This is a genomic window from Cyclobacterium xiamenense (genome assembly GCF_900109255.1).
Classification (GTDB): Bacteria; Bacteroidota; Bacteroidia; order Cytophagales; family Cyclobacteriaceae; genus Cyclobacterium; species Cyclobacterium xiamenense.
Window position 1 is genome coordinate 64,091 of the sequence record NZ_FNZH01000001.1, and the last position, 25,623, is coordinate 89,713.

Annotated in this window: 14 protein-coding genes; 13 read left to right on the forward strand and 1 reads right to left on the reverse strand. The window is 50.0% G+C overall.

The genetic code is table 11. From position 1 onward, the window contains the following. Positions 1 to 34: 34 nt before the first annotated feature. The gene (locus BMW71_RS00220) at positions 35 to 733 is read left to right on the forward strand and encodes a LytR/AlgR family response regulator transcription factor (protein WP_092167875.1); all 699 of its coding nucleotides are present in this window, start codon (positions 35 to 37) and stop codon (positions 731 to 733) included. 61 nt (positions 734 to 794) lie between these two features. On the opposite strand, the gene BMW71_RS00225 is transcribed toward BMW71_RS00220, so the two are convergent. Continuing rightward, entirely contained in the window at positions 795 to 4,913 is a 4,119-nt protein-coding gene (locus tag BMW71_RS00225; RefSeq protein ID WP_244891026.1) for a response regulator, read from the reverse strand. Positions 4,914 to 5,141: 228 nt separating this feature from the next. Between BMW71_RS00225 and BMW71_RS00230 the strand changes: the two genes are divergently transcribed. The 12 genes from BMW71_RS00230 (at position 5,142) to BMW71_RS00285 (ending at position 25,615) form a co-directional block, all read left to right on the forward strand. Beyond that, positions 5,142 to 6,311, forward strand: coding sequence for a glycosyltransferase family 2 protein (locus tag BMW71_RS00230; protein ID WP_092167881.1), 1,170 nt, complete (start codon positions 5,142 to 5,144; stop codon positions 6,309 to 6,311). Positions 6,312 to 6,533: 222 nt separating this feature from the next. Then, complete coding sequence (locus BMW71_RS00235; protein ID WP_092167883.1) at positions 6,534 to 8,984, forward strand: hypothetical protein; 2,451 nt, start codon at positions 6,534 to 6,536, stop codon at positions 8,982 to 8,984. Positions 8,985 to 9,106: 122 nt separating this feature from the next. Then, positions 9,107 to 9,892 carry a cupin domain-containing protein gene (locus BMW71_RS00240; protein ID WP_092167886.1) on the forward strand — a complete coding sequence of 262 codons (786 nt, stop codon included), beginning with the start codon at positions 9,107 to 9,109 and terminating at the stop codon, positions 9,890 to 9,892. A gap of 133 nt (positions 9,893 to 10,025) precedes the next feature. Continuing rightward, complete coding sequence (locus BMW71_RS00245; protein ID WP_092167888.1) at positions 10,026 to 10,625, forward strand: RNA polymerase sigma factor; 600 nt, start codon at positions 10,026 to 10,028, stop codon at positions 10,623 to 10,625. A 134-nt stretch (positions 10,626 to 10,759) separates the two neighbouring features. Beyond that, positions 10,760 to 11,758 (forward strand): FecR family protein, encoded by a 999-nt coding sequence (locus BMW71_RS00250; RefSeq protein WP_092167891.1) that lies wholly within the window; start codon positions 10,760 to 10,762, stop codon positions 11,756 to 11,758. Between the two features lie 93 nt (positions 11,759 to 11,851). Further along, entirely contained in the window at positions 11,852 to 15,178 is a 3,327-nt protein-coding gene (locus BMW71_RS00255; RefSeq protein WP_092167894.1) for a SusC/RagA family TonB-linked outer membrane protein, read from the forward strand. A 13-nt stretch (positions 15,179 to 15,191) separates the two neighbouring features. Next, complete coding sequence (locus BMW71_RS00260) at positions 15,192 to 16,871, forward strand: RagB/SusD family nutrient uptake outer membrane protein (protein WP_177179540.1); 1,680 nt, start codon at positions 15,192 to 15,194, stop codon at positions 16,869 to 16,871. Between the two features lie 10 nt (positions 16,872 to 16,881). Next, positions 16,882 to 18,684: an FAD-dependent oxidoreductase gene (locus tag BMW71_RS00265; RefSeq protein ID WP_092167899.1), complete on the forward strand. Its 1,803-nt coding sequence runs from the start codon at positions 16,882 to 16,884 to the stop codon at positions 18,682 to 18,684. 39 nt (positions 18,685 to 18,723) lie between these two features. Further along, entirely contained in the window at positions 18,724 to 20,433 is a 1,710-nt protein-coding gene (locus tag BMW71_RS00270) for an FAD-dependent oxidoreductase (protein ID WP_092167901.1), read from the forward strand. Positions 20,434 to 20,669: 236 nt separating this feature from the next. Continuing rightward, on the forward strand, positions 20,670 to 22,076 hold the full coding sequence (locus BMW71_RS00275) for a Gfo/Idh/MocA family protein (RefSeq protein ID WP_092167904.1): 1,407 nt from the start codon (positions 20,670 to 20,672) through the stop codon (positions 22,074 to 22,076). 68 nt (positions 22,077 to 22,144) lie between these two features. Beyond that, complete coding sequence (locus tag BMW71_RS00280; RefSeq protein WP_092167906.1) at positions 22,145 to 23,827, forward strand: FAD-dependent oxidoreductase; 1,683 nt, start codon at positions 22,145 to 22,147, stop codon at positions 23,825 to 23,827. A gap of 12 nt (positions 23,828 to 23,839) precedes the next feature. Continuing rightward, positions 23,840 to 25,615 (forward strand): arylsulfatase, encoded by a 1,776-nt coding sequence (locus BMW71_RS00285; protein ID WP_092167909.1) that lies wholly within the window; start codon positions 23,840 to 23,842, stop codon positions 25,613 to 25,615. Positions 25,616 to 25,623 lie beyond the last annotated feature (8 nt).

Sequence of the window (25,623 nt, forward strand, 5' to 3'; positions counted from 1 at the left end):
TTTGTGAAGAAACGTATAAATGTATCCAGATAAAATGAATCGTTGTGTAATTATAGATGACGATGCGGCAAGCATTGAAGTGCTGTCGCATTACATTTCCAAAACAAAGTCACTGGACCTGGTGGCTAAATTTACGGATGCAATCGAGGGTTTAAACTTTTTGGTGGAAAAAAAAGGAACGATTGATTTGATTTTTCTGGATATTGAAATGCCGGAAATGAATGGCTTTGAAATCCTGAAACACAGCCAATACGATGGAGCACTGATCGTTATTTCGGCCAATCACGAAAACGCCATATCGGCGTTTGAAACAAATGCTTGTTTTTACCTACCCAAACCCTTTTCTTACACCCAATTCTTGAAGGGGATTGAAAAATTCAAAGAAGCCGAGGTACGCATCGATCCCAATTCCTACTCCAGGGATTTTATTTTCGTAAAGGACGACCGATTGTACAAGAAAATTCTCTTCGCTGACATTAGTTATTGCGAAGGAAAGGGAGACTATATCAGCCTGAAATGCAAGTCCCAGACCTATACCATCAAATCGACCATTTCGAATTTCTTGGAGAAGTTGGCCGCCAATCCGGAATTTGTACAGGTACACCGCTCTTACGTGATCAACCTGCACTACCTAACGGATTTTGACAGCGATACTGCGGTGGTGGATGGAAAAATTATTCCCATCGGTGCCAAGTACAAGGAACAGCTAAAAAACAGCGTTAATTTTCTATAAAAAAGGGGCAGTTCCCCTTGCCCTACCCAGCAAGGGAAGCCTGCAACTTTTTTCGCCCGTACTACTCTTCGTTGACGTGCCGTTGGATCAGTTTTGTCACCAGGGCATTTTCCTTTGAGAAATCATCTAGCATTTTTGCGATCGCCTTCTCCTCGAATCGTTCCAGTGATTCTAAATCCAATGCAATGGCATACAATGCGTCCAATCCGGCGGTGAGCGCCGAACCTTTCAACTTGTGTCCTTCGGAGGACAGCCCCTCCAGGTTTTTTTCAGAAAAGTGTTTTTTTAATACCTTATCCGACTGCGCAAGTTCTTTGACGGTGAGCTTGAGTACTTCGTTGATCACCTCCGGTTCATCCCCCAGGTATTCCTTGACTTTGCCTAAATTAAAATGGTTGAGTGACTCCGTTTCCGTCAGGTTCACCGGCTCCGTCAGAAGGGCTTCTGTGGGGGCCGCGGGTGCGGCTTCGCCGGAGTTCCCCACTTTTTTGGCAGGCAACCATTGTTCGAAAATGGTTCGAATATTTTTTTCTACGATCGGTTTGGCGACAAAATCCACCATTCCGGATGCCAGGCAGTTTTCGCGTTCTCCTTTGATATTGCCCGCAGTAATGGCCACGATCGGAATATCTTTGAGCGCAGGGGATTGTTTGATTTTCTTTGTGGCTTCGTGACCACTCAAAACCGGCATTTGGATATCCATTAATATGATATCCGGTAGGTGTGCTTCCGCCATTTCAACCGCCGATAAACCGTCCGTGGCCTCTAGGATTTCCGTATCGGGCGACACCTTTAGAATGATGGTTTTTGCCAAAAACATGTTGATGGAATTGTCTTCAGCGATCAATACTTTAAAGTTATGGCGTAGGGATTCCTCTGAGACCGCTTCAGCGGCTGCTGATTTCGGAAGGGATGTGCCTGGATTGAGCTGAGCGAGGGCATCGTAAAGGTCCTTGATTTTGATAGGTTTGGCCAATTTGATGCGTATGCCCAATTCCCTGCATTTTTTATGGATGTAGTCATCGTCTGCCGAACTATGCAGTAGCACAATGGGCTGGTTGGCTTTTTCCCCGGAAAAATTATTTCGAATTTTTTCGGCAGTTTCCAATCCATCCATGTAGGGCATGTTTAGATCCATCAAGATGGTATCGAAGCCTCCATTCGACTCGATCTTTTGCAGCGCATCGAAACCGTTTGTCGCTTCCTCCATGTGAATGTTTTTTAAGGAAAACATTTCTTTTAGAATCAATCGGTTGTTTTCATTGTCATCCACCACCAGTACCTTTTTGATAAAGTCTGTATCGGTTTTTTTGATGCAGTCGCCGTTTTCGGTGGTAAGCTCGATATCAAAATAAAATTGACTTCCCACACCCAATTTGCTATGTAGTTTCAACTCGGAGCCCATCATGGCCAATAGCTTGTTGGAAATGGTTAGCCCCAGACCGGTACCTCCGTATTTTTTGGTAGTGGAGCCGTCCTCCTGGGAAAATGCGTCAAAGATTTTCTTTTGGTTTTCCTCGGATATGCCAATACCCGTATCCCGAACCTCAAAGCGGATGAGCTGTTTTTCATCCGGAAGATCCTGCAGGGTTTGGACTTTTAACTCAATCTCTCCTGCTTTGGTGAATTTTACAGCGTTGCCCAAAAGATTGATTAAAATCTGTTTGAGTCGTATATCGTCAATGTAGATAAAGCGGGGTAGCTCCTTTTCAAGATTCAGCAGCATTTCAACCCCTTTTTTCTGCGCCTGGTAGGAGACCACGTCGGTCGCCTGTCCTGCCAACTCAAAGACGTCCGTTTTGCTGATGTCCAATTCCAGTTTCCCTGCTTCAATCTTGGAAAAATCCAGGATGTCATTGATGATGTTGAGCAGGGTATTGGCGGACTGATTGACAATCCCGATGTATTGGTTCTGAACCTCGTTCAGGTCGGTTTTTAAGAGCAGGTCCGTAAATCCAATAATGCCGTTGAGCGGGGTACGGATTTCGTGACTCATATTGGCCAGAAACTCGGACTTTGCCAGGCTGGCTTTTTCGGCAAGCTCTTTGGATTCCACCAGATTACGCTCCAGGATATTGCGGTCAATGGCGTTGGAGATGCTGTTTGCAAAACTCTTTAACAAGGACAATTCCGCCTGCGACCATTGCCTTTCCAGTTTGCAATCGTCGTATCCGGTAAAACCCCAAAAGCCCTCCTCCGTAAAAATCGGAATCGCCAGTATGGACTTGATATTTTGTTCTTCCAGAAATTCCCGGGTAGATGAACTCTCTGACATCTCCGAAAGAATGGCCTGAAACACTTCGTTGTTTTCCATGGGTTGGACAAAGTCGCCAAAAAAATTGATCGGGACATCCTGCAAATCTGGGTTATTGACTTGTGGTTCTACCTCATCGGCACTCCATTCAAACCGTTGGGACGTGAGGGTGGTGCCATCCGGCGCCTTGCTGTTTTCCCAGTAATATACCCGGTCCACATCGGCGGCCTTTCCGATGAGCTCCAGACTTCTGGAAATGGCCTCGTTTAGATTTCGATTCGAAAGCAATTCGTCGGTGGCTTTCGAAATGGCAGAAAGCATCTGTTCTTTCTGTATGAGTTGGTTTTCTCTATTCACTGCTTCGTTTATATCCTGAATGGTCCCAAATAGGTACAGGCATTTTCCCTCTTCAATGTGCGCTTCCCCGATACTGCGGACCCAAATTTCTGTTCCCGTAGCGGTTACGATCTTTAATTTTTCATCCCAGGCTTTGCCGTATTCTCTGGCCAGGGAAAACAACTCTTCCATCCGTTCCCGGTAAAATCCATCTTTATAAAACCGGAAGGAATCCTGCAAATCTGGCTTGTAGCCATCCTCTACCTCAAAAATAGCTTTGGTGATATCGGTCCAACTCAGGAAATTTTTCTCCACATCGTATTTCCATCCCCCGATTTTTGCCATCATGTGCGTTTGGTTGAGCAGCTCCTTGGCGTTTTGGATGGTTCGTTCCAGACGAAGCCGCTCGGTGATGTCGATGGAATTACCAATGACATAGCTCTCCCCCGCGTGGTCTTTTTCCAGGGTATTGCTGTACAACCACACCTTTAGGGTTCCATTTGCCTGACGGGTGGTCATCAGGCCCTGGGCTTTTCCATCGTTTTTTAATTCTCCAAAATAGCTGTCTATCTCCGAATGAAAACGAGACGGAATGATGTCCCATAGTTTTTTGGATAACATTTCCTTTACGGTGTAGCCCAGGAGCCGCGCACCGTAATTATTAAAGCTCAAGAAATTGCCCTCCAGATCGTGGGTTAACATCAATCCCTGACTATTTTCAAAAAAAGACCGAAACTTTTCTTCACTGGATAGCAGCCGCTCCTCTTTGTCTTTTTCTTCCGTGATGTCCCTCCCAATAGCAAAAATCCACTTATTTTTTAGGTCCCCTGTAGCAGTCCAGGCAAAGGTTTTGTAGTCACCAGCCTGGGTTTTTAAGCGGTGATTGAAATTACTACTAGCTTCGCCTTTGATTAACTTGTTGATTTCTACCATGGTTTGATCCACATCACTTGGATGGATGTAATCGGCCATGGGTTTTTCAGAAAGCTCCTCCTCGCCGTAACCTAGCAAGGTTTCAAAAGCTGCATTTACCTTGATAAATTTTCCGTCAAAACGAATGACGGTAATCAGGTCCTGCGATAGAGAAAGCGCCTTGCTTAATATTCGATCCTCAAAAATCTCGGTTTTAATCCGTATCTGCTCCCAGGTGGCCTTGGATAAAATACCCAGGTTTTCTTCGATCATCTCGGTGTTTTCATGAGCCGTGCCGTCCAACACCATCAGGTAACCCAAAATTTGTCCACTCGTTTCAGGGACCGGGTGCACAGCCAGGTACCCAATTTCTTTCATGTTCTGTAAAAATTCACTTTTCTCCAGCTCATGGTGTTTGGCTACGACCCTGAGTTCCTGGAATTTTTCCGCGGAGGTTAGCCACAGATACAGAGGATCGGCCTCCGGGATGGATTGAGGTTGAATGAGCTCCGATTTGGACTTGAACCAAAGTCCCTCGGTATCCAGAAAAGCGATGAAAGCATGTGCGCATCCGGTGAGTTTTTTGGCTAACAACACGATACGGTCAAAATTTTCATTGGGGACACCTTTTCCCAGGTAAAACCCGGAAGCCTTGGTGCCTTTGCTATTACCTCTCAAAGAATTACCTTTATTCATGGTGCGAATACTGAAGGTTGGCGGTTAGATCGATTTCTAAAGTTACTACGAAATTAATGACAATTGCTCAAAGAAATAAATCGTACATTTCGCTGAGTAAAAAAACGAAAATTTTTGGTTCATACCATGATGCTTTCCAATCATTCCACTTATTTTTACAAATTCGAGATTTTAATTTAAAAATCAAATCAAGGCGCAAAATTATATCCCATGCTCGATGTACTGTTTTGGTTGGCCATAGGCGTAGTTTTTTATGCTTTTTTAGGATATGGCGTTGTCTTATATATTCTGGTTAAGGCAAAAGGTGCTTTTTCAACGCCAAAAGACCGGAACGAACCGGACGATTGGCCCAGGGTAAGCCTGGTGATCCCCTGCTTTAACGAGGCAGATATTATGAAAAGCAAAGCAACGAATTCCCTCTCTCTGGAATATCCGGATTCGAAATGCGAGATAGTTTTTATCACGGATGGGTCCACCGATAATTTCCGTGAAGTACTGGCTGAGTTCCCGCAAATAAAAATTTTGCACGAAGACCGCAGAGCGGGCAAGACCGCTGCAGAAAACCGATCCATGAAAGAAATCGATACCCCGATTGTGGTCTTTACCGATGCGAATACCCTATTGAATAAAATGGCCCTCAAAAATATTGTGCGGCATTTTTCGGACGAGCAGGTCGGCTGTGTTTCCGGCGAGAAACGCGTGCTCATAGAAGACGCTGATTCAGCCAGCGCCGCCGGAGAGGGCATGTACTGGAAATACGAATCTTTTTTGAAAAAACTGGACTCCATGCTTTATTCGGCCGTGGGCGCGGCGGGCGAACTGGTAGCCTTTCGTTCCTCACTTTACCAGTGCCTTCCGGAAGACACCATCCTGGATGATTTCATGCAATCCATGTTGATCGCCTCGGAGGGATATAAAATTGTCTACGAACCCGATGCCTACGCCATGGAAACGGGCTCCGATTCCACCGGGGAAGAATTAAAACGAAAAATAAGAATCAGTGCCGGTGGCTGGCAGTCCATGAAACGATTGTTTTCCCGAATCACGCCATTTAAGCAACCCGTATTGTTTTTTCAGTATTTTTCCCACCGGGTACTCAGGTGGACCATCACGCCGTTTTTACTGGTGTTTATCTTTATCGCCAACCTATTTTTGTGGTCCCAGGGCTGGGTGTACCAGGCATTGATGGTGGGGCAGTTGTTTTTTTACGGGGCCGCCGCGTTGGGCTATGTCCTGGAAAATAGAAAGCTTCGGGTAAAGGTGCTTTTCGTCCCGTACTACTTTTGCCTAATGAATTATGCCGTGGTTGCCGGGCTGATTCGGTTTTTGAGGGGTAGCCAAAAAAGCACCTGGGAAAAGGCCAAGCGCAAACAAAGCTGAGCGCCTTCACGAGCAACTACCTTCTTTTTTCGGCCTGAACAACGTGTGGCTCTTTTTGACGGCAGCTCGTAGTCCGGGGTAAATTATTCCGTTCCAGGCGAATGCCGAAATATAGCCGGGTGTCGGAGTGCGTAGGAATAGGCCGGTTATTACCAAATTTCCTTATATTCCGATTCCATTCACCAAATCGACTGCGTGGCCGTTGTTGCGCACTTGTTGCCTATGAAATTAACCACTTGGATCTGCATCTGCCTCCTGGTATTACCCGGCCGGAGCTTCGCACAGGAAGTTGCATTTGAGACCGCATTCTTTCGATTGGTACTTGATCAGCAGGGTCAGGTACAAAGCCTATTCGATAAAGTACACCAAACCGAGTACGGATTAGCAACGGACTCCCGTTTCTTCATGCAAATACGCGTATCCGGGGAAGTTTTTTTTCCGGAAAAACTGGTGGTACAGGAAGATCGCCTGTACCTGGATTTTCCAGTGCCTGCGGTTCAGATTGAGATTGAGCCGCGCATCTTTCCCAATTACCTGCGGTTTGAAATTCGTTCGATCACGAACGAGGACCGGGTCGATTGGGTGGTATGGGGTCCCTTTGCTACCAGCATACAGGAAATCATCGGTGAGACGGTGGGGGTTGTACGCAACGAGTCCTTTGCGGTGGGCATACAGGCCCTGAATGTCAAAACACTGGGAGGCTTTCCCGATGCTGAAAGTGATATCGAGCCGGCCTACGATATTTTTGAAACAGGGGATTTGGTGGATGTGGAAGCCAGCTGGCGAAACCAGAAGTTCTACCGGGGGCAAACGGCAAAGGTAATTGAAAATGGCAGCCTGCTTCAGGTCTATAGCCGGAATCGGGGGGAAGACCGGGTGATTGCCAATCTGGGGCACGATCGGTACCTGGCACCGGCTTACGAAGACGGTGGGCCGGTGGGTTCGGCCATTACGCTTTTTGGCTGCCCGGCAACACAGGCCCTGGACCTGATTGGAGAAATTGAATTGCAGGAAGGATTGCCGCATCCGATGATCGATGGGGTTTGGGCAAAAAAATCCAGAAAAGCCACCGCCTCCTACCTGATCATTGATTTTACGGTGGACACGATTGACGAGGCATTGGATTTAACCGAAAAAGCCGGCTTGGATTACCTGTACCATGGCGGACCTTTTAAAAGTTGGGGTCATTTTGATTTGATAGCCGAAGCGTTTCCTGAAAATTGGAAAAGCATGAAGGTGGCCGTTACCCGCGCTCGGGACCGGGGAATAGCGCTGGGTGTACATACCCTTTCCAATTTTATTTCCACCAAAGACTTCTACGTGACACCCGTTCCCGATCCCCGGCTGGCCAAGGTGGGGTATTCCCGCCTTTCGCGTGCGCTTGATCGGACAGATGAAGCGGTGTTTGTCGAATCTCCGGACTTTTTTAACCAGATGGAAAACAACACCCTGCAGGCAGTTCAGGTTGGAAACGAAATCATCCGTTATCGCTCCGTTTCCACCGAGGCTCCCTGGCGCCTTGAGGGCTGCCTGCGTGGCGCATTCGGTACCGCGCCTGCTGCCCATTCGGCCGGAGCTGAAATCGGGAAATTAACCGATCACGGCTACAAGGTATTTTTGGGCGATGTGGATCTTTCCCGCGAAATGGCCAGCACCCTGGCCCGACTGTTTAACGAAACCGGATTGAAGCAGATTTCTTTTGACGGACTGGAAGGCAATTGGTCTACAGGGATGGGACAATACGCACGCAGCTTATTTACCAAAACCTGGTTTGACGAGTTGAACCCGGATTTACAGGGAACGGTAATCAACGACGCTAGCAACCCCTCCCATTTCAATTGGCACATCAATACGCGCTACAATTGGGGAGAGCCCTGGTATGCGGGATTTCGGGAAAGCCAAACCAACTACCGGCTGATGAATCAGGACTTCTACAAGCGAAACCTATTACCGGCCATGCTGGGTTGGTTCAGCATGCGTCCGGAAACCAGCCTGGAAGATACGGAATGGCTGCTGGCCCGAGCTGCGGGTTTTGATGCCGGATTTGCGTTTAACCTGAGTTTAGATGCTGTAGCAAAAAACGGGCAGTCAACAGCCATTTTCGAGGCCATCAAAACCTGGGAAACCGCGCGGATGCAGGGAGCTTTTTCGGACGGACAGAAACGCCGGATGCAGGACATTCAAAACGAATTTCGCCTGGAATCCGACGGACCGGACCAATGGAAGCTTATTCCCTACGCGTTGGTTCGAATCGAGCATGCCAATCGTTTGAAGCAGCCGGGTGAACCTACCCAAACCGACCTTACCTGGCACAATCCCCATGAAAAACAAGCCCTTCAATGCATGCTAAGCCTGATTCCGGAGGAAGGCGGCAGCCAGGCGACTGCAACCAACATTACCCTGACACTCAATCAATTTCATTCCTGGGAAGTTCCGGTAAGGCTGCAGGCAAATCAGCACGTAAAACTGAATGAGGACGGTAGCCTGGTCGTGTACGATAGGCAGTGGAACAAGCTCTCCGAAATGGCAAGCCCGGAGGCGGTTCCCTGGTTGGAAAAAGGCGGGAATGAACTCAGCGTAACTGCTGATTTTAATGCCGCACCGGGAGCCTTATTAAAGGTTGAGATCAAGACCAGAGGAATGGCAGAAAACGTATCGGTAAGAGCGCAATAAATGTAGCGTGAACGGATAGTCGGTACAGGCAGGTGATTTTTACCGGAAATTGCCTGTACGGTAAAATTGTTTTGCTAAAAAAATAACGTTATTTTCACCAATACATAAACCCAAATCCCCACATGAAACTTCTATTCTCTCTGGCATTTCTGCTTGCCCTCACCCAGTCACATGCGCAACAGGAAATTCCCCATCCCTCGTCGGCGTTTGAGTTTACGATGCTTCCTGCAGCAGTTCATACGCACGGTGAAGAAAGGCAGCTGATGGATTGGCCCACCAAGACGTTGGAAAATTTCCGCGTGCAGCATCGTGTCCTCACGGCAAGCGAACCACTTCAACTAAACGAAGACCGGGAAATGTTGCTAATAGTCACGGCGGGTGCCCTCCAATTTCAAACGGGGGAAAAAGCCGAAACGCTTGGTGAACGAAGCGTCGCCTGGCTGCCCCGGCAAACGGAAGTCCTGCTATCCCCCCAAGATGCCCAGGTGTCCCTGTATTTGATTGCCTGGGACGTAGACCCGGCTTCCCGCGAAACCGAGCCTGAAGGCTGGGAACCCCGGATTTTTCAGTATGCCTCGATGGACTATCAGGAAACAGCAAAGGGGGGTAGGCGTTCGGTGATGCGAGCCGCGACAGAAACCCTGCAAGAGTTGGAGATGCACATCACAACCTTAAAGGAAGGTGAAAAGAGTCACGATCCCCACGTACATGCGGATGAAGAGATTATCTTGGTGCTACAGGGGGAGGTGAGCGAACATATCAAGGGAACCGAGTACCGACTGGGACCAGAGTCGCTGGTGTTCTTGTCCGCTTTGGATCCCCACGGTATCCGGAATGTGGGAACAGGAGAATGCGAGTATTACGCCATACGTTGGATTACAGCCAAAACCGGAAGTGGACAATTCTGAGCTGTATATCGTCAAAGAACGTAGTTTTTTATTTAAAATGAAATAGGGTATATTGAACCACGCAAGCCGCCAAATCAATTGAACCATCCCGGCGCTTTCCGTGCGTTGAAGCGCGATACGACGAGACCAATCCATGGGAGTTTTACACAAACATACGGATACCGAATTGCTGGTTTGCCTCCGTCAGGGGGATGGCGCAGCGTTTGACGAATTGTATCGCCGGTATGCAAAAAAGCTGATGGCCTTTTCCCGCACCTTTTTTTTTGACCAGCACCTGGCAGAAGAGGCCGTTCAGGTCGTATTTGTCCGGATTTGGGAGCGGCGGCATAAACTGGATGCGTCCAAGTCGTTTAAGAGCTACCTGTTTCAGGCAGCGAAGCATTACATGTATAACCACGTTCGAAATCGAAAAAAGGAATGCTGTCTCGACGAAGCAGCCGGTCAGGTCGAATTGGCCGGACAGCAACGAGAAACTGAGCTGGCCTATCAGGAATTGGAAGACCTGGCCATGGAATTGATCAACAACCTGCCGAAGGTGCAACAGGAGGTATTTAAACTAAACAAGCTAGATGGTATGAATAGCGAGCAGATCGCTTTGCAAATGAATCTCTCCAAACGTACCATCGAACACCACATTTACCTGGCCACCAAAACGCTGAAAAAAAGCCTGCTTCAGTATCCTTCCTTTCAGGTAATGTTTGTACTCGGTATTAACTTTGGAATCATCGGTTAATTTCGGTTATTTTCAAAACATAGTTTTATTATTTTTAAAAATAGTGGAAAAGAAAAATTTGTTCGTATTTTTTTACTTTTTGGTTAAGTAAATCGACTGGCTGGCGGTTTATACCTCAAACAGCAATAAACCCAGTGAATACCGAACATCTCATTCGATTTTTAAATGGCAGCGCCAGTCAGTCCGAAAAGGAGCAGGTTCTGAAATGGTTGGAGCAAGAGGATGCCCGGGAAGCTTTTGACCAATTTTTAAAGGAAACCTGGCAGCAATCCCTTCCTCAGGATGCGGACCTCACGGACTATTCCCTGCTTCTGGAGCGTATTCACGAAACGATCCAACCAAATTCAAATAAGAGAAACAGCAAGAGACGCTGGCGTTTGGGGCCATCATTGCGGGTCGCTGCCTCCTGGCTTTTGTTGATCGGAAGTATCTTCTTTTTGATGCAGGGTTTGCGCTACGAAAAACCCGCACCGGCTCCAATCGCCGAAACCACTATTACAAAAACGACCGGACCTGGAGAAAAGCTGACCTTGCAAATGCCGGACGGTACCCAAATCACCGTAAATGCTAATTCTACGTTGTCTTTTTCTTCGGGCTTTGGAAAGGGGGACAGGATTGTTCAGCTCCAGGGAGAGGCCTATTTTAGCATTGCAAAAAACCCAGCGCTGCCCTTTCAGCTACATACTGAAAAAATGATTACCACGGCCCTGGGTACGGAATTTAATGCCTATGCACGTTCCGAACGGTTTGCATTGGCACTCACCGAGGGAAAGGTTGCCGTAGATGCTGCCAAAAAGCGAATCGAATTGGAGCCGGGTCAAATGGCTACCCTGTATACGGAGGGAGAACCGGATGCCCTAAACGTCCGGCCTTTTGATGTAGGCAGGACCATAGGTTGGAAAGAAGGACAATTGGTGTTAGACAGAAAACCACTGAAGGTTTTGTTGGATGACCTGAGTTCTTGGTACGGCGTGGATATGAAAATTGACCCGAGTCTGGACCTGAATGCCCGGGTGATCGGGACCTTTCGAAACAAAAACCTGGCCGATGTACTCACAGGACTGGGTTTTTCCATGGGATTTGATTTTGAGATAAATGAAAAAATGGTTGTCATTAAAAAAGAAAGCCTATGAACTAAACAAAAATGCAGGGCAAAACTCCCATCGCCAAATGAAATGCTTTACCCTGCAGATTTCAATCAGTAACAATTAAAATCATTTAAAATTATGAAAAGAAAATTACTGTACCTAATCAAAATGGTATCGAAGAACCTATTGTACGGATTGGTACTTCAATGTTTGTTCCTGACAACATTGATGGCGCACGAGATGCACGCCCAGATCATACCCATCGATGAATCCTATATTCGGCTGAAAAAAGCCGACTGGGATCTTGGAGAAGTTTTCCGCGAAGTGGAAAAAGAGACGGATTACCAGTTCGTCTTTCCGGAAGAAATTTTGACCACTTCCACCCTACTGACCCTCAATAGCAAACGACAAACGGTCAATGCGTTGTTGGTAGACATCGCTCTTGGCGCCAACCTTCGATTTAAACAGGTGGATAACTCCATCTATGTAGCAAAGGGGAACCGCTCTCTTTCTGAATCGGCCGTAGAAATACGCATCGAAGCCCGCCCGATCACTGGAAAGATCGTTGACGCCAACGGAGAAGGAATTCCCGGGGCAACAGTTCTGGTGGAGGGAACTGCTACTGGCACGGCTTCAGACATTGATGGGAACTTCAGCCTGGAAGTACCAGACAATGCCGTTCTGGTCATTTCTTACATCGGGTACGAATCCCAGCGAATAGAAGTAGGCAATCAAAATGAACTCACGATCACCCTCTCCGAAGACCTGTCCTCCCTGGATGAAATCGTGGTGGTCGGCTATGGTACGCAGAAAAAAGTAAACCTCACCGGAGCCGTGAGCACGGTCACCTCGGAGGACATCGTCAATCAACCGGTAGGTCAGACCTCCATGGCCCTTCAGGGAGTAGCGCCCGGTGTCACCATTACACAGCGAAGTGGGCAGCCGGGTCGGGATGGAGGTGCCATTCGTATCCGGGGCGTGGGAACCCTCGGAGATTCCAATCCGCTGGTCATGGTGGATGGCGTCGAGACCAGCATCAATAACGTGGATCCCAACGAAATAGAAAGCATCTCCATTTTGAAAGACGCCTCTTCCGCCGCCATTTACGGTGCCCGGGCGGCCAATGGCGTGGTTTTGATTACCACCAAACGAGGTGTGGAAGGCGTTCGGGTTAACTATAATATGTACGCGGGATTCCAGATGCCTACCCGGCTGCCGACGATCGTCGGAGCCCTGGATCACATGGAAATGGCCAATGAAGCCTTCACCAACGTGGGCAACGACCCCCAATACTCCGAACAATTTCTCGCCGATTACCGGGCAGGCATGCCCTCCGACCAGTATCCCGACACGGACTGGCAGGCGCTGACCATGAAAAATTCGGCCTTTATGCAAAATCACAACGTCAGCATCAATGCGGGCAGTGAGAAAGCCAAGGTATTTGGCTCCATCAGCTACCTGGACCAGGACGGAATTATTCCAAACACCGATTTCAACCGGTTTAACCTACGACTCAATTCGGACGTGAACGTTTCGGAAAAACTTACCCTGTCCACAGATTTATTTTTGAGCAGGTCGTTTCAGCGTGAACCATCCTCCGGTACCGGCTATGTGTTTCACTGGATGCGCCGCATTCCCGCCAACGAGGTAGGGATCCTTTCCAATGGGCGATACGGAGAAGGCTGGAACGGGGACCATCCCCTGGCCCGTGCCCGGGACGGTGGCCTGCGTACCGTGGAGAGCCTTGATGCCATCCTCAACTTTCGCGTGAATTATAAATTTACCGATTGGCTATCCGCCGAATTGATGTATGCACCAAAGTTTTGGAACCCCCATACCAAGAGTTTTTCAAACATCACCCAGACCTATGCCCGCGACGGGGAGACACCCACGCACTTCGTGCCCCAGCGGAATTCCCTCACGGAACGGTACGACCGCGAATGGTACAATAATATCCGGGCCATCGTGTCGATGGACAAAACTTTTGGCGAGCTGCATACCCTTGGAATTACGGCAGGTTACCAGCAGGAAGACCAAACCAATCAGTGGATTTCTGCTTATCGGGAGGTATTTCCGCTTCCCCAATACCAGCAAATCAACGCCGGTAACCGGGCAAACGAGCAAACCGGCGGTGCCGCCTCTCACTGGGCCTTGCAATCGGTTTTCGGCAGGGTGACCTACAATTACGACGAACGCTACCTCCTGGAAGGAAATGTGCGTAGGGATGCATCTTCTCGTTTTGCCGAGGGAAATCGCTCCGGTGTATTTCCTTCCTTTTCTGCAGGCTGGCGGATTTCCGAAGAAAGCTTCATGCAGGGTTCCTCCGGGATCATTGACCAGTTGAAGTTACGGGCCAGTTGGGGGCAACTGGGCAACCAAAATATCGGTTTGTACCCCTTTGCTGCATTCATGTCCCTCGGGGGCGGTGGTCAGGATTACGCCTTTAATGGAGCCAATGCACCCGGAGCCGCATTGAATAGCATGGCCAACTCCTCCATACAGTGGGAAACCACCGAAACGACAGATATCGGATTGGAGCTGAACCTGTGGGGCAAATTGGATGTCACCGCCGATTACTACATGAGAAGGACCAAGGACATCTTACTTGCCCTGAACATCCCCCAAACCATCGGTCTAAGTGCTCCTTTTCAGAATGCCGGAGAGGTGAAAAATAACGGCTTCGAATTGATGGTAAACTACCGGAACAAGATTGGGGAACTCAATTACGGCATCATGCTCAACTATTCGGACGTGCGCAACGAAATTGTCGACATGCGCGGAATTGAAAATACCGGACTTACCGTAAACAGAGAAGGGTATCCTATAGGGTCGTTCTTTGGCTACATTTCCGAAGGCTTGTTTCAAACCCAGGAGGAAGTAAACAATCATGCCGACCAATTCGGTAACGTAGCGCCGGGAGATATCAAATACCGGGATGTGGATGGGGATGGTATGATCAACGACCGCGATCTGGCGGTGATCGGAAGCCCCATTCCCCGGCATACCTTTGGGCTGCGCCTGAATGCAGACTATAAGGGGTTTGATTTTTCCCTGTTTCTGCAGGGAGTTGGCCAGGCAGATGGCTACCTCTTTGGCCAGGGGATCATGCCATTTTTCCTTGGAGGAACCGTACATGAACAGCACAAAGATCGCTGGACGCCGACCAATACCGATGGATCCTTTCCCCGATTGGCCTGGAATCAAACCAATAATGAGCAGAATTCAAGTTTTTGGATGCGTAATGCAGCCTATCTACGCGGACAAAACGTACAGCTAGGCTATTCCATTCCAAAGCGCGTGCTGGACCCGATGAATATCGGAAGCGTACGGGTGTACCTGAGCGGCAGAAATCTGTTTACCGTAACGGACTTTTACGAGGGGTACGATCCGGAAGCACCGGTCAGCAATGGCGGCTGGTACCCGCAGATGGCTACCTACACCATGGGCTTGAATGTCAACTTCTAAACAGCAGCAACCGATGAAAAATATACGTAACTATCTACTATTGATACCTATTCTGCTCCTTTCATTTTCCTGTGAAGATGCATTTCTGGAGCGACTCCCCCTGGATTCTCCATCCAGTGAAACCTTCTTTGAGAACGAAACGGAACTGGAAATGGCCGTGACCGGGGTATACAACCGCCTCTGGTACTGGCCGGCAGGCGTTGCCTGGTTTTTATCCTTTGATTTTGCTTCCGATGATGGGTGGGATCGAAATGGTAGCCCCCTGCAGGCATTGGGCAGGGGCGAACAAAATGCCGATAATTCCTATACCAATGGTTTTTGGGCACACTTCTACCGGGCAATCAACCGCACCAATTTTATCACCTCGCGGGCAGACCACCTACGGGACGAAATGGATCCGGCCAAATACGACCGGCTGGTAGGAGAAGCCCGATTCATACGCGCCTATTTCTATGCCTACCTGGCGGAATTGTACGGGGATGTTCCGTTGGTAACCAGCACGCTTACCCTCGAAGAGTCGCAGACGCCACGTACCCAAAAATCAGCGGTCATTGATTTTGTTTTACAAGAACTCAATGCGATCAAACCCCACCTTCCCTTGGATGTTAGCGAAAAGGGACGAATCAGTCGGGGTACCGTACTGGCGCTTATGTCCCGAGTGGCTTTGTGGAACGAGCGATGGGATGTGGCTGCCAGCGCAGCAAAAGAATTGATCGATTCGGGAACCTACTCCGTGGATCCCAATTACGAGGGCATGTTTACGTTTGCCGGGGATAATTCTCCGGAGGTAATCACCCGAATTCAATACTTACGCGGGGTGCAGACCCATAACCTGCCTCGAAATTTCTGGTCGCGAATGGCCCTGGGCCACTCCAATAAAAAGCCACCGCAGGACTTTGTGGATACCTACGACTGTATCGACGGGTTGCCGATCGATGAATCACCGCTTTACGATCCGCTACGTCCCTTTGAAAACAGGGATCCCCGGTTGCATTATACCTTGGTGGTGCCCGGTTCCCGATTGGTTAATTGGATCTATGAAACCCATCGGGATAGCACCATGACCTGGGAGTTTCGCGGAGAGGATAGCGTACGCGTACCGAATATCGAAGCCCAACATGCTTTTGCTTCCTTTACGGGTTATTTGTACCGAAAGCACATTGATGTGGCAAACTACCCTACGGATGTGGGATCTACCGACCAAAACCTGACCATTTTCCGGTTCGGAGAGGTCTTGTTGAATTATGCCGAGGCGAAGGTGGAATTGAATCAAATTGATGAAAGCGTATACGACGCGATCAATGCCCTGCGGCAGCGAGAGTCGGTGCAAATGCCCGCCATCGATCCCGGTAAGAGCCAGCAGGAAATGAGAAACCTGGTGCGAAAAGAACGGCGGCACGAATTGGGCATGGAAGGCTTTCGCTATTTCGATATCCGTCGCTGGGGAATTGCCGAAGAGGTTATCCCGGGGCCTTACCGCGGTAGGGTAAATCGGTACGGCGGAGGGGGCTGGCTAAGCGAAGCACCTAGGATCGATCCCATCGGTACGCCAAGCTACGACCACATCAGCAATGTAGAAGACATGGTGGTGATCGAGACCCGTAATTTTAATCCTCAGCGGGATTACCTATGGCCCATTCCGCGAATTGAACTGGAAACAAATACCACCTTGACCCAGAATCCGGGTTATTGATCCTGTCCCCATGCACGGAATAGTCGTTGCCCTGGAATCCTGCTGCTTATCCAAGCAGTGGGATTCCATTTCTTTCAGAAAAAAGCCAAATTCCGGGATTCCCGGAACAAAAAAGGAAGCAATTCCCCTGTTGTTTTTTCTAGGTTTGTGCCTGGTCTTTTGGCATCCGAAACCGGGTTTCACACAGGATACGTACGATTTGGTAGTGTATGGCGCGACCTCTGCGGGTGTCACAGCGGCCATACAGGCAGCGCGAATGGGAAAAACGGTAGCCTTGATCGAACCTGGAAATCGGCTGGGTGGATTGACTACCGGAGGCCTGGGGCAAACCGATATCGGCAACAAGCAGGCAATCGGAGGGATTGCCCGGGAATTTTATCGCAATATTTACCTGTATTACAATCAGGCAGAAAATTGGGATTGGCAAAAAAAAGAAACGTACAAAGGGGTGGCTTATTCCCGTACGGAAGATGGAGAAGAAACCATGTGGACCTTTGAGCCTTCTGCTGCCCTTCAGGTTTTTACCCAGATGCTTGAAAAGGAGTCGGGAATCGTTAGTGTTTACGGCCAAAGGTTGGAGCGCACAACAGGCGTTATTCGGGAAAACCGGCTGATTCGGTCGATCGAAATGGAGAGTGGCAGGCGATTTCATGGAAAAGTATTCATCGATGCCAGTTACGAAGGAGACTTGTTGGCTGCTGCTGGGGTGAGTTATACCCTGGGAAGGGAGTCCAACGACCAATACGGCGAAACGCTAAACGGTGTACAGGCCAATTCCTATGGTGTAACGCTGCGGGGCAGGCTGGCAAAAAATGGCCAAAACCATAATTTGCTGGCAGGCGTAGACCCGTACCAAATACCCGGCAATCCCGATTCGGGCTTACTGCCCCACATCAGTTCCAATGGTCCGGGAGTAGACGGGAGCGGAGACCGGAAGATTCAGGCCTATTGTTTTCGGATGACACTTACCGATCACCCGGATAACCGCATTCCCTTTGAAAAACCGGCTTCCTACGACGAGTCCCACTACGAATTGCTTTTCCGGAATTACGAGGCGGCGAGCGATCTGGAAACCATGTACGATTACGGAGTACCATACCTTCCCTGGGCCAATTCGGCCATGCCCAATCGAAAAACCGATACCAACAACAAACACGGCTTTTCAACCGATTTTATTGGCCAAAATTATGGTTACCCGGAGGGAAGCTATGATGAACGGGAAAAGATCAAGGAAGCACACCGAGCCTACCAAAAGGGCTTGATGTGGACCCTGGCCTACCACCCCAGAATTCCGGAAAGGGTTCGCAAGGAGGTCTCGCGCTGGGGTACCTGCAAAGATGAATTTAGTCGGGCGGACGGCTGGACGGAACAATTGTACATCCGGGAAGCCCGCCGAATGTTGGCTGATGTGGTGATGACCCAACGGCATTGCGAAGGCCTTGACGTAGTGGAGGATCCCATCGGGCTGGCGGCGTATGGGATGGATTCCCATCACGTGCAGCGGTACGTGGATGCAAATGGCTTTGTCAGGAACGAAGGGAATGTGGAGGGAGGGGTGCCCGGCCCCTATCCCATTAGCTACCGGGCCATTGTTCCCAAAAGAGGAGAGGTGGAAAACCTGTTGGTGCCTGTTTGCCTAAGCGCCACACACATCGCCTTTGGTTCGATTCGCATGGAACCGGTATTTATGGTCCTGGGTCAGTCTGCTGGAATGGCAGCGGCATTGGCCATCGATCGCGACCTTGCCGTTCAGAATTTGCCTTACGCACAATTAAAATCAGCATTAATCGCTCATAAACAACGGTTGGAATAGGAAAAAATCCCTAAATTCAATCACATAAATTAAAGAAGCATGAAAAACTATTTATTAACGATATACTTCGTTTTTTCAGTCCTGACCCTGCAACCGGCTCAGGCACAAGGCCAATCGTTTGACATTGTCATCTATGGAGGGACCTCCGCAGGTGTAGCCGCCGCCATCCAAAGTTCCCGCATGGGCAAATCAGTGATTCTGATTGAGCCCTCTGCCCACGTCGGTGGACTCACCACAGGCGGCCTTGGGGCTACCGATATTGGAAACAAACAGGCCATCGGCGGCATTTCCAGGGAGTTTTATCAGGGGATCAAACGGTACTACGACAACCCGGACAACTGGACCTGGCAGGAACGGTCCGACTACTTTACCCGTCCGGACCAGGGCAGGTCCAAAGAGGGAGAAGATGCCATGTGGACCTTCGAACCCTCCGCAGCCAAAGCCGTGTACGAAGAGATGATGGCCGCTGAAACCATTACCCTGGTTACCGAAAAGCGGCTTAATCGTGCTACCGGAGTGGCCCTACAAAACAACCGCATCGTAGCGATCACCATGGAAAGTGGGGAAACCTATCGGGGAAAGGTTTTTCTCGATGCTACCTACGAAGGCGACTTGCTGGCAGCGTCAGGGGTGAGTTACATGGTTGGAAGGGAAGCCAATAGCGAATTTGGTGAAACACTCAATGGCGTTCAAGCCAATTACTACAACCGGACCCTGAAAAATGCGGTCTCCCGCAACGCCATTCACCACAATTTTATCCCCGGTGTGGATCCCTATGTAGAAAAAGGTAATCCCTCCAGCGGCTTGCTTCCCTTCGTCATTAAAGGCGGTCCGGGTATCGACGGAACAGCAGACAATAAGCTACAGGCCTATTGCTACCGCATGACCCTTACCGATCATCCGGATAACCGGATTCCCTTTGAGAAGCCCGCCAACTACAAGGAACTGGAATACGAGTTGCTGTTCAGAAATTACGAGGCAGCCACTGGCCCGCTGGAGGAAATGTATCACTACGGAGACCCCCTCGTGCCCTGGATCAATACCCCCATGCCCAATAGAAAAACGGATACCAATAACCAAAAAGGATTTTCTACCGATTTTGTCGGTCAAAATCACGGTTTTGCCGATGCGAGTTACGAAGAGCGGGAGGCCATCGCTAAGCGCCACCTGGAATACCAGCAAGGGTTGATGTGGACACTGGCCTACCATCCCCGCATTCCCCAAAAAGTACGAGATGTGGTTTCCAAATGGGGGATGGCCAAAGACGAATTTGAACAACGTGAGGGCTGGACACCCCAACTGTACATCCGCGAGGCGCGAAGGATGCGCAGCGATTACGTGGTTACCCAGCGGGATTGTGAAGGCCTGGAGCCTCCGGTAAGCGACGTGGTAGGGTTGGCAGCCTACGGCATGGACTCCCATATGGTGCAGCGGTACGTGGACCACAATGGGTACGTGCAGAATGAAGGCAACTTTGAGGCCCATGTGCCAGAACCCTACCCCATTCCTTACCGCGCCATTGTACCCAAAAAAGGGGAGACAGAAAATTTACTGGTACCCGTATGCGTGAGTTCCACCCATGTGGCCTTCGGGTCCATCCGTATGGAGCCGGTATTCATGGTGCTGGGGCAATCCGCCGCCACCGCCGCCTCACTGGCCATCGATAGGAACGTATCCGTTCAGGAGCTGGATTATCAGGTATTGGGCGCCAAACTGAAAGCCGATGGACAAATTCTGGAACACCGGTAATAGAGTTGGAATCGCATCCTGGCCGGTGTGTTGAACCGGATCGAATCGTCGCATTGCTTCTTCCCTTTAGCAAGAAATACATTCGCATGCACCGGAGAATCTTGTTTACTAAAAATCAATAAAATCGAGCCCGCCTGAGGCCGAGCGGACGATGGCTTTGATCTACTAAAGAATGATCCCCTATCGGCGCATGCTCCCGTACCTATAAAAAGTCGAAAAAAATAATCGCTGAACGCATGAAACCCAACAAAAACCGCAGGTCATTTCTTAAAAAAATCGGTACGTCTGCGGCGCTTGCCGCCGGAGTTCCACCGGCAATGTCTGCCGGCCGGAACCGACCCGGTAGCCCGCAATACCTGAGTATTCCCGCAAAAAACAAATCATTCGCCCCCAATGACATCATTCGGATCGCGGTCATTGGCAGCGGTGGCATGGGAATCGGCGATGTCAATACCGCGCTACTCGTGGACGGGGTAGAAGTGGTGGCTGCCTGCGATTTGTACGACGGCCGCCTGCTTCGCGCAAAGGAACTATGGGGCAAGGATTTGTATACTACCAAAGATTACCGGGAAATTCTGCAGCGTTCGGATATCGATGCCGTGATCAATGCCACGACCGATCATTGGCACCAGAAAATTTGCCTGGATGCCATGGAAAGTGGCAAACACGTCTATTGTGAGAAACCCATGGTTCAAAAATCCGAAGACGGTCATGCGATCATTGCCATGCAAAAAAAGACCGGTAAGGTTTTTCAGGTAGGTAGTCAATACGTGAGTTCCATCATTCATGCCAAGGCAAAGGAATTGATTGAGGCGGGGGAAATCGGAGCGATTAATTTTGCTGAAGCCCAAATAGACCGGCATAGCGCCCGGGGAGCCTGGCAATACACCCTTCCCCTGGATGCTTCACCGGAGACTGTGGACTGGGACACGTACCTGGGTTCGGCTCCCAAAAGGCCCTGGGATCCGCTCCGTTTTTTCCGCTGGCGAAACTACCGGGACTACGGGACCGGAGTGGCCGGAGACCTGTACGTACACATGCTATCCATGCTCCATTTTGTCACCGGCTCCAAGGGCCCCAACCGGATATTGGCCACCGGAGGACTTCGGTACTGGAAAGACGGCAGGGATGTTCCGGACCTGCATGTGGGCTTATTCGATTACCCCGAAACCCCGGAACATCCGGCCTTTAACCTGGCATTGCGAACCAATTTGGTCAGTGGGGGAGGAGATAATTTTCTGTTTCGAATCGTGGGATCGGAAGGAGACATCTCCATTGGATTTTCCGGGCTCGTGCTACGAAAAACCCCCTTTCCTGCCGACCCCGGCATGTCCCTCAACAGTTTTCCGGAGGCCATGCAGGAAGCCATTAAGGCCGATCATTACAGAAAATATCCCCAAAAAGCTTCCCTGGTTGGGCCTTCGGTCTTTGAATTTAAGGTACCTGCTGATTACAAAGGGGACCGGTACGAACACTTTGTCAACTTCTTTGACTCCATCCGAACCGGCAAACCGGTCGTGGAAGATGCGGTGTTTGGGTTGCGGGCTTCCGGGCCTACCGAAGCTGGAAATATCAGTTATTTCGAAAAGAAAATCGTTGGCTGGGATCCGGAAAAAATGGAAATACGGCCAAATGCGTCCTGAGCAAAAAAAACAGAGCAAGCAACATACCATCATAACATAATCAACACGCACGTTAAATCTTATTTCGTATGATCCAGTTAAACCGAATTAAACATGCCCTGCTGGCCCTCATCCTGCTGCCCGTTTTGGTAGCTTGTGGCCCCGGCCAGGAGCAGGAAGAAATCACCGATGTAATCGTCTATGGCGGTACTTCTGGTGCCATTACAGCGGCCATTCAAGCAAAAAAAATGGGGAAATCCGTGATCGTCGTTTCCCCCGATACACACCTGGGCGGGCTGACCGCAGGGGGACTGGGATGGACGGATACCGGTAAAAAGGAAGTCATCGGCGGCCTGTCCCGAGAGTTTTACCAGCGCGTCTACGACAAGTACCAGGAAGAAGGTGCCTGGAAATGGGAGGACCGGGAGGATTTTGGAAACAAAGGCCAGGGTACGCCGGCCATAGACGGTGCGTTTCGCACGATGTGGATATTTGAACCCCATGTGGCCGAAGAAGTCTACGACGAATGGGTGGAGGAATTGGGAATTGAGGTACTCAGAGACGAATGGTTGGACCGCGAAAACGGCGTCACCGTTGAAGAAGGTAAAATCACCGCGATCCGCACCCTGAGTGGAAAGGAATTTACCGGGAAAATGTTTATCGATGCAACCTACGAAGGGGATCTGATGGCCGCCGCTGGGGTGAGTTACCATGTCGGACGAGAGGCCAATAGCGTATACGGTGAAGCGTGGAACGGCGTGCAAACAGGCGTCTACCACCACAAACACCATTTTAAGGTATTGGACCAGCCCATCGATCCGTATTGGATTCCCGGAGATCCTTCCTCCGGACTCTTGCCGAGGATAAGTGCCGAGGACCCGGGCGTAAAGGGCGAAGGCGATAACAAAGTGCAAGCCTATTGCTTCCGTACCTGCATGTCCAACCATCCGGATAACCGGGTACCCTTCCCCCGACCAGCGAATTACGATTCCACCCAGTACGAATTACTGGTTCGGATTTTTGATGCCGGCTGGAGGGAGTGGTTTGGGAAATTTGATATGATTCCCAACCGGAAAACCGATACCAATAATCACGGACCATTTAGTTCGGACAACATCGGCATGAACTACGACTATCCCGAGGCAAGTTACGAACGCAGAAAGGAGATCATCAAGGAACACGAGGACTACCAAAAAGGACTGCTGTATTTTGTAGCAAACGATCCTCGGGTGCCAAAAGAAACGCAGGAGGAATTTCAGAAATGGGGATTGGCCAAAGATGAGTTTACCGATAACGGAAACTGGCCGCATCAGATTTATGTTCGCGAAGCACGGCGCATGATCGGATCCTACGTCATGACCGAAAACGAATTGCTGCAGAAAAAGCCAACCCCCGAATCCGTGGGCATGGGTTCGTATACCATCGATTCCCATAACATACAGCGCTATGTGGATGAAAACGGCCACGTGCACAACGAAGGGGATATCGGCGTACCCTTGCCACAACCGTACGAGATCGCATACGGATCGCTCGTTCCCAAGAAAGAAGAAATTCAGAATTTGGTGGTTCCCGTAGCGGTTTCCGCCAGCCACATTGCATTTGGCTCTATTCGCATGGAGCCCGTATTTATGATATTGGGTCAGTCAGCAGCCACCGCCGCGGTCATGGCCATGGAGCAGGGAATTCCCGTGCAGGACCTGCCCTATGCCGAGCTGCGAACGCGCCTGCTTGCCGACGGGCAGGTACTGACCCTGGAAGACCGTATACAATAAACCAGCTTGCGAATGCATCGATTGATAGCGTATCTTTTTTTGCTGGTTTTTGGTGGAGCGCTGCTGCCCGCTTGTCAGCAGGCAGCCCCGGAGCGCCCACCAAACCTGCTGGTAATCCTGACCGACGATCAGGGATGGGGAGACTTGAGTTACTCCGGTAATCCCCATCTTTCTACACCAGCTATCGATGCGCTTGCCCGGCAGGGCGTAAGTTTCGATCGGTTTTACGTGTCGCCGGTGTGTTCGCCTACCCGGGCGGAAATGCTGACGGGGCGGTACCACCTGAGAGGAGGGGTAAGGGGAACCTCCGCCGGAGAGGAGCGACTGGACCTGGACGAAACCACTTTTGTGGAACTGTTTCAGCAGGCGGGATACGCCACGGCTGCCTTTGGCAAATGGCATAACGGCATGCAGCATCCCTACCATCCCAATTCCAGAGGATTTGACACCTTTTATGGTTTCTGTTCGGGACATTGGGGGGATTACTTCAGCCCCCCATTGGAAGAAAACGGCATCCCCGTTCAAGGAGAGGGCTACCTGCCGGATGATTTGACCGATAAGGCCATGGACTTTATGCATGCGCATCGGGACGAACCCTTCTTGGTTTATTTACCGCTGAATACGCCCCATTCTCCCATGCAGGTTCCGGATTCCTGGTGGGAACGTTTCGAAAACAAGCCGCTGGATAGTCTGGTAGCCGGAGAAGATCCGGATTTTACCCGGGCTGCACTGGCCATGTGTGAAAACATCGATTGGAATGTCGGCCGTCTGCTGGAAAAGCTGGAAAACCTGGGACTTACCGAAAATACGCTGGTGGTTTATTTTACCGATAACGGACCCAATAGCTTTCGCTGGAACGGAGGCATGAAGGGTAGAAAAGGCTCCACAGACGAGGGAGGCGTGCGGAGCCCCTTCTTTATGCAATGGAAAGGCCACATTCCGGAAGGGAAAGTGATCCCCCAAATTGCCGGAGCCATCGATTTGTTTCCCACTTTTCTGGATATGGCGGGCCTGACCCATTCCGGCGAAAAGCCGCTGGACGGCAAAAGCCTGAAGCCGCTGATTATGAAGGAAGACCCCTCCTGGACTGACCGGATGATTTTCAGCCACTGGAATGGAAACAGCAGCTTGCGCACGCAAAAGTACCGGTTGGATAAGGACGGGAACCTGTTCGACATGGAATCCGATCCTGGTCAGCAGCAACCGGTTCAGGATCAGTACCCCGAAGTTGCCGAAAATCTCCGGGAAGCACTGGTTGAATGGGAAATGGCGATGGTGGAAGAACAGACGAAAGATCCGGAAAACCGCCCCTTTACCCTGGGCGCACCGCAGGCGCCACTGACACAGTTGCCCGCACGAGATGGCATGGCCCACGGGTCGATCCAACGATCCAACCGTTTTCCCAACGATTCCTTTTTCACCCATTGGGTCAGTCTGGAAGACAGCATTACCTGGGAGGTCGAGGTCCTGGAAGCAGGCGACTACCGGGTGGAGGCGTACTACACCTGCCCGAAGGGAGATGTGGGTGCCGAAATTCGCCTACAGGCAGGGACAACCCACCTGGATGCTCGGGTAAAGGAAGCACACGATCCTCCCCTTGAGGGAATGGAAAACGACCGGATCGAACGGATGGAGTCCTATGTGAAAGAATTCAAGCCCATGCACTTGGGCAGCATTTCATTGAAGAAAGGTATACAAACGATTAGCCTGAAAGCCCTGCGAATTCCAGGAAATCAGGTGATGGACGTACAAAAATTGCTAGTCAAACCTGTTGAAATAACCCAATAAACGTAAAC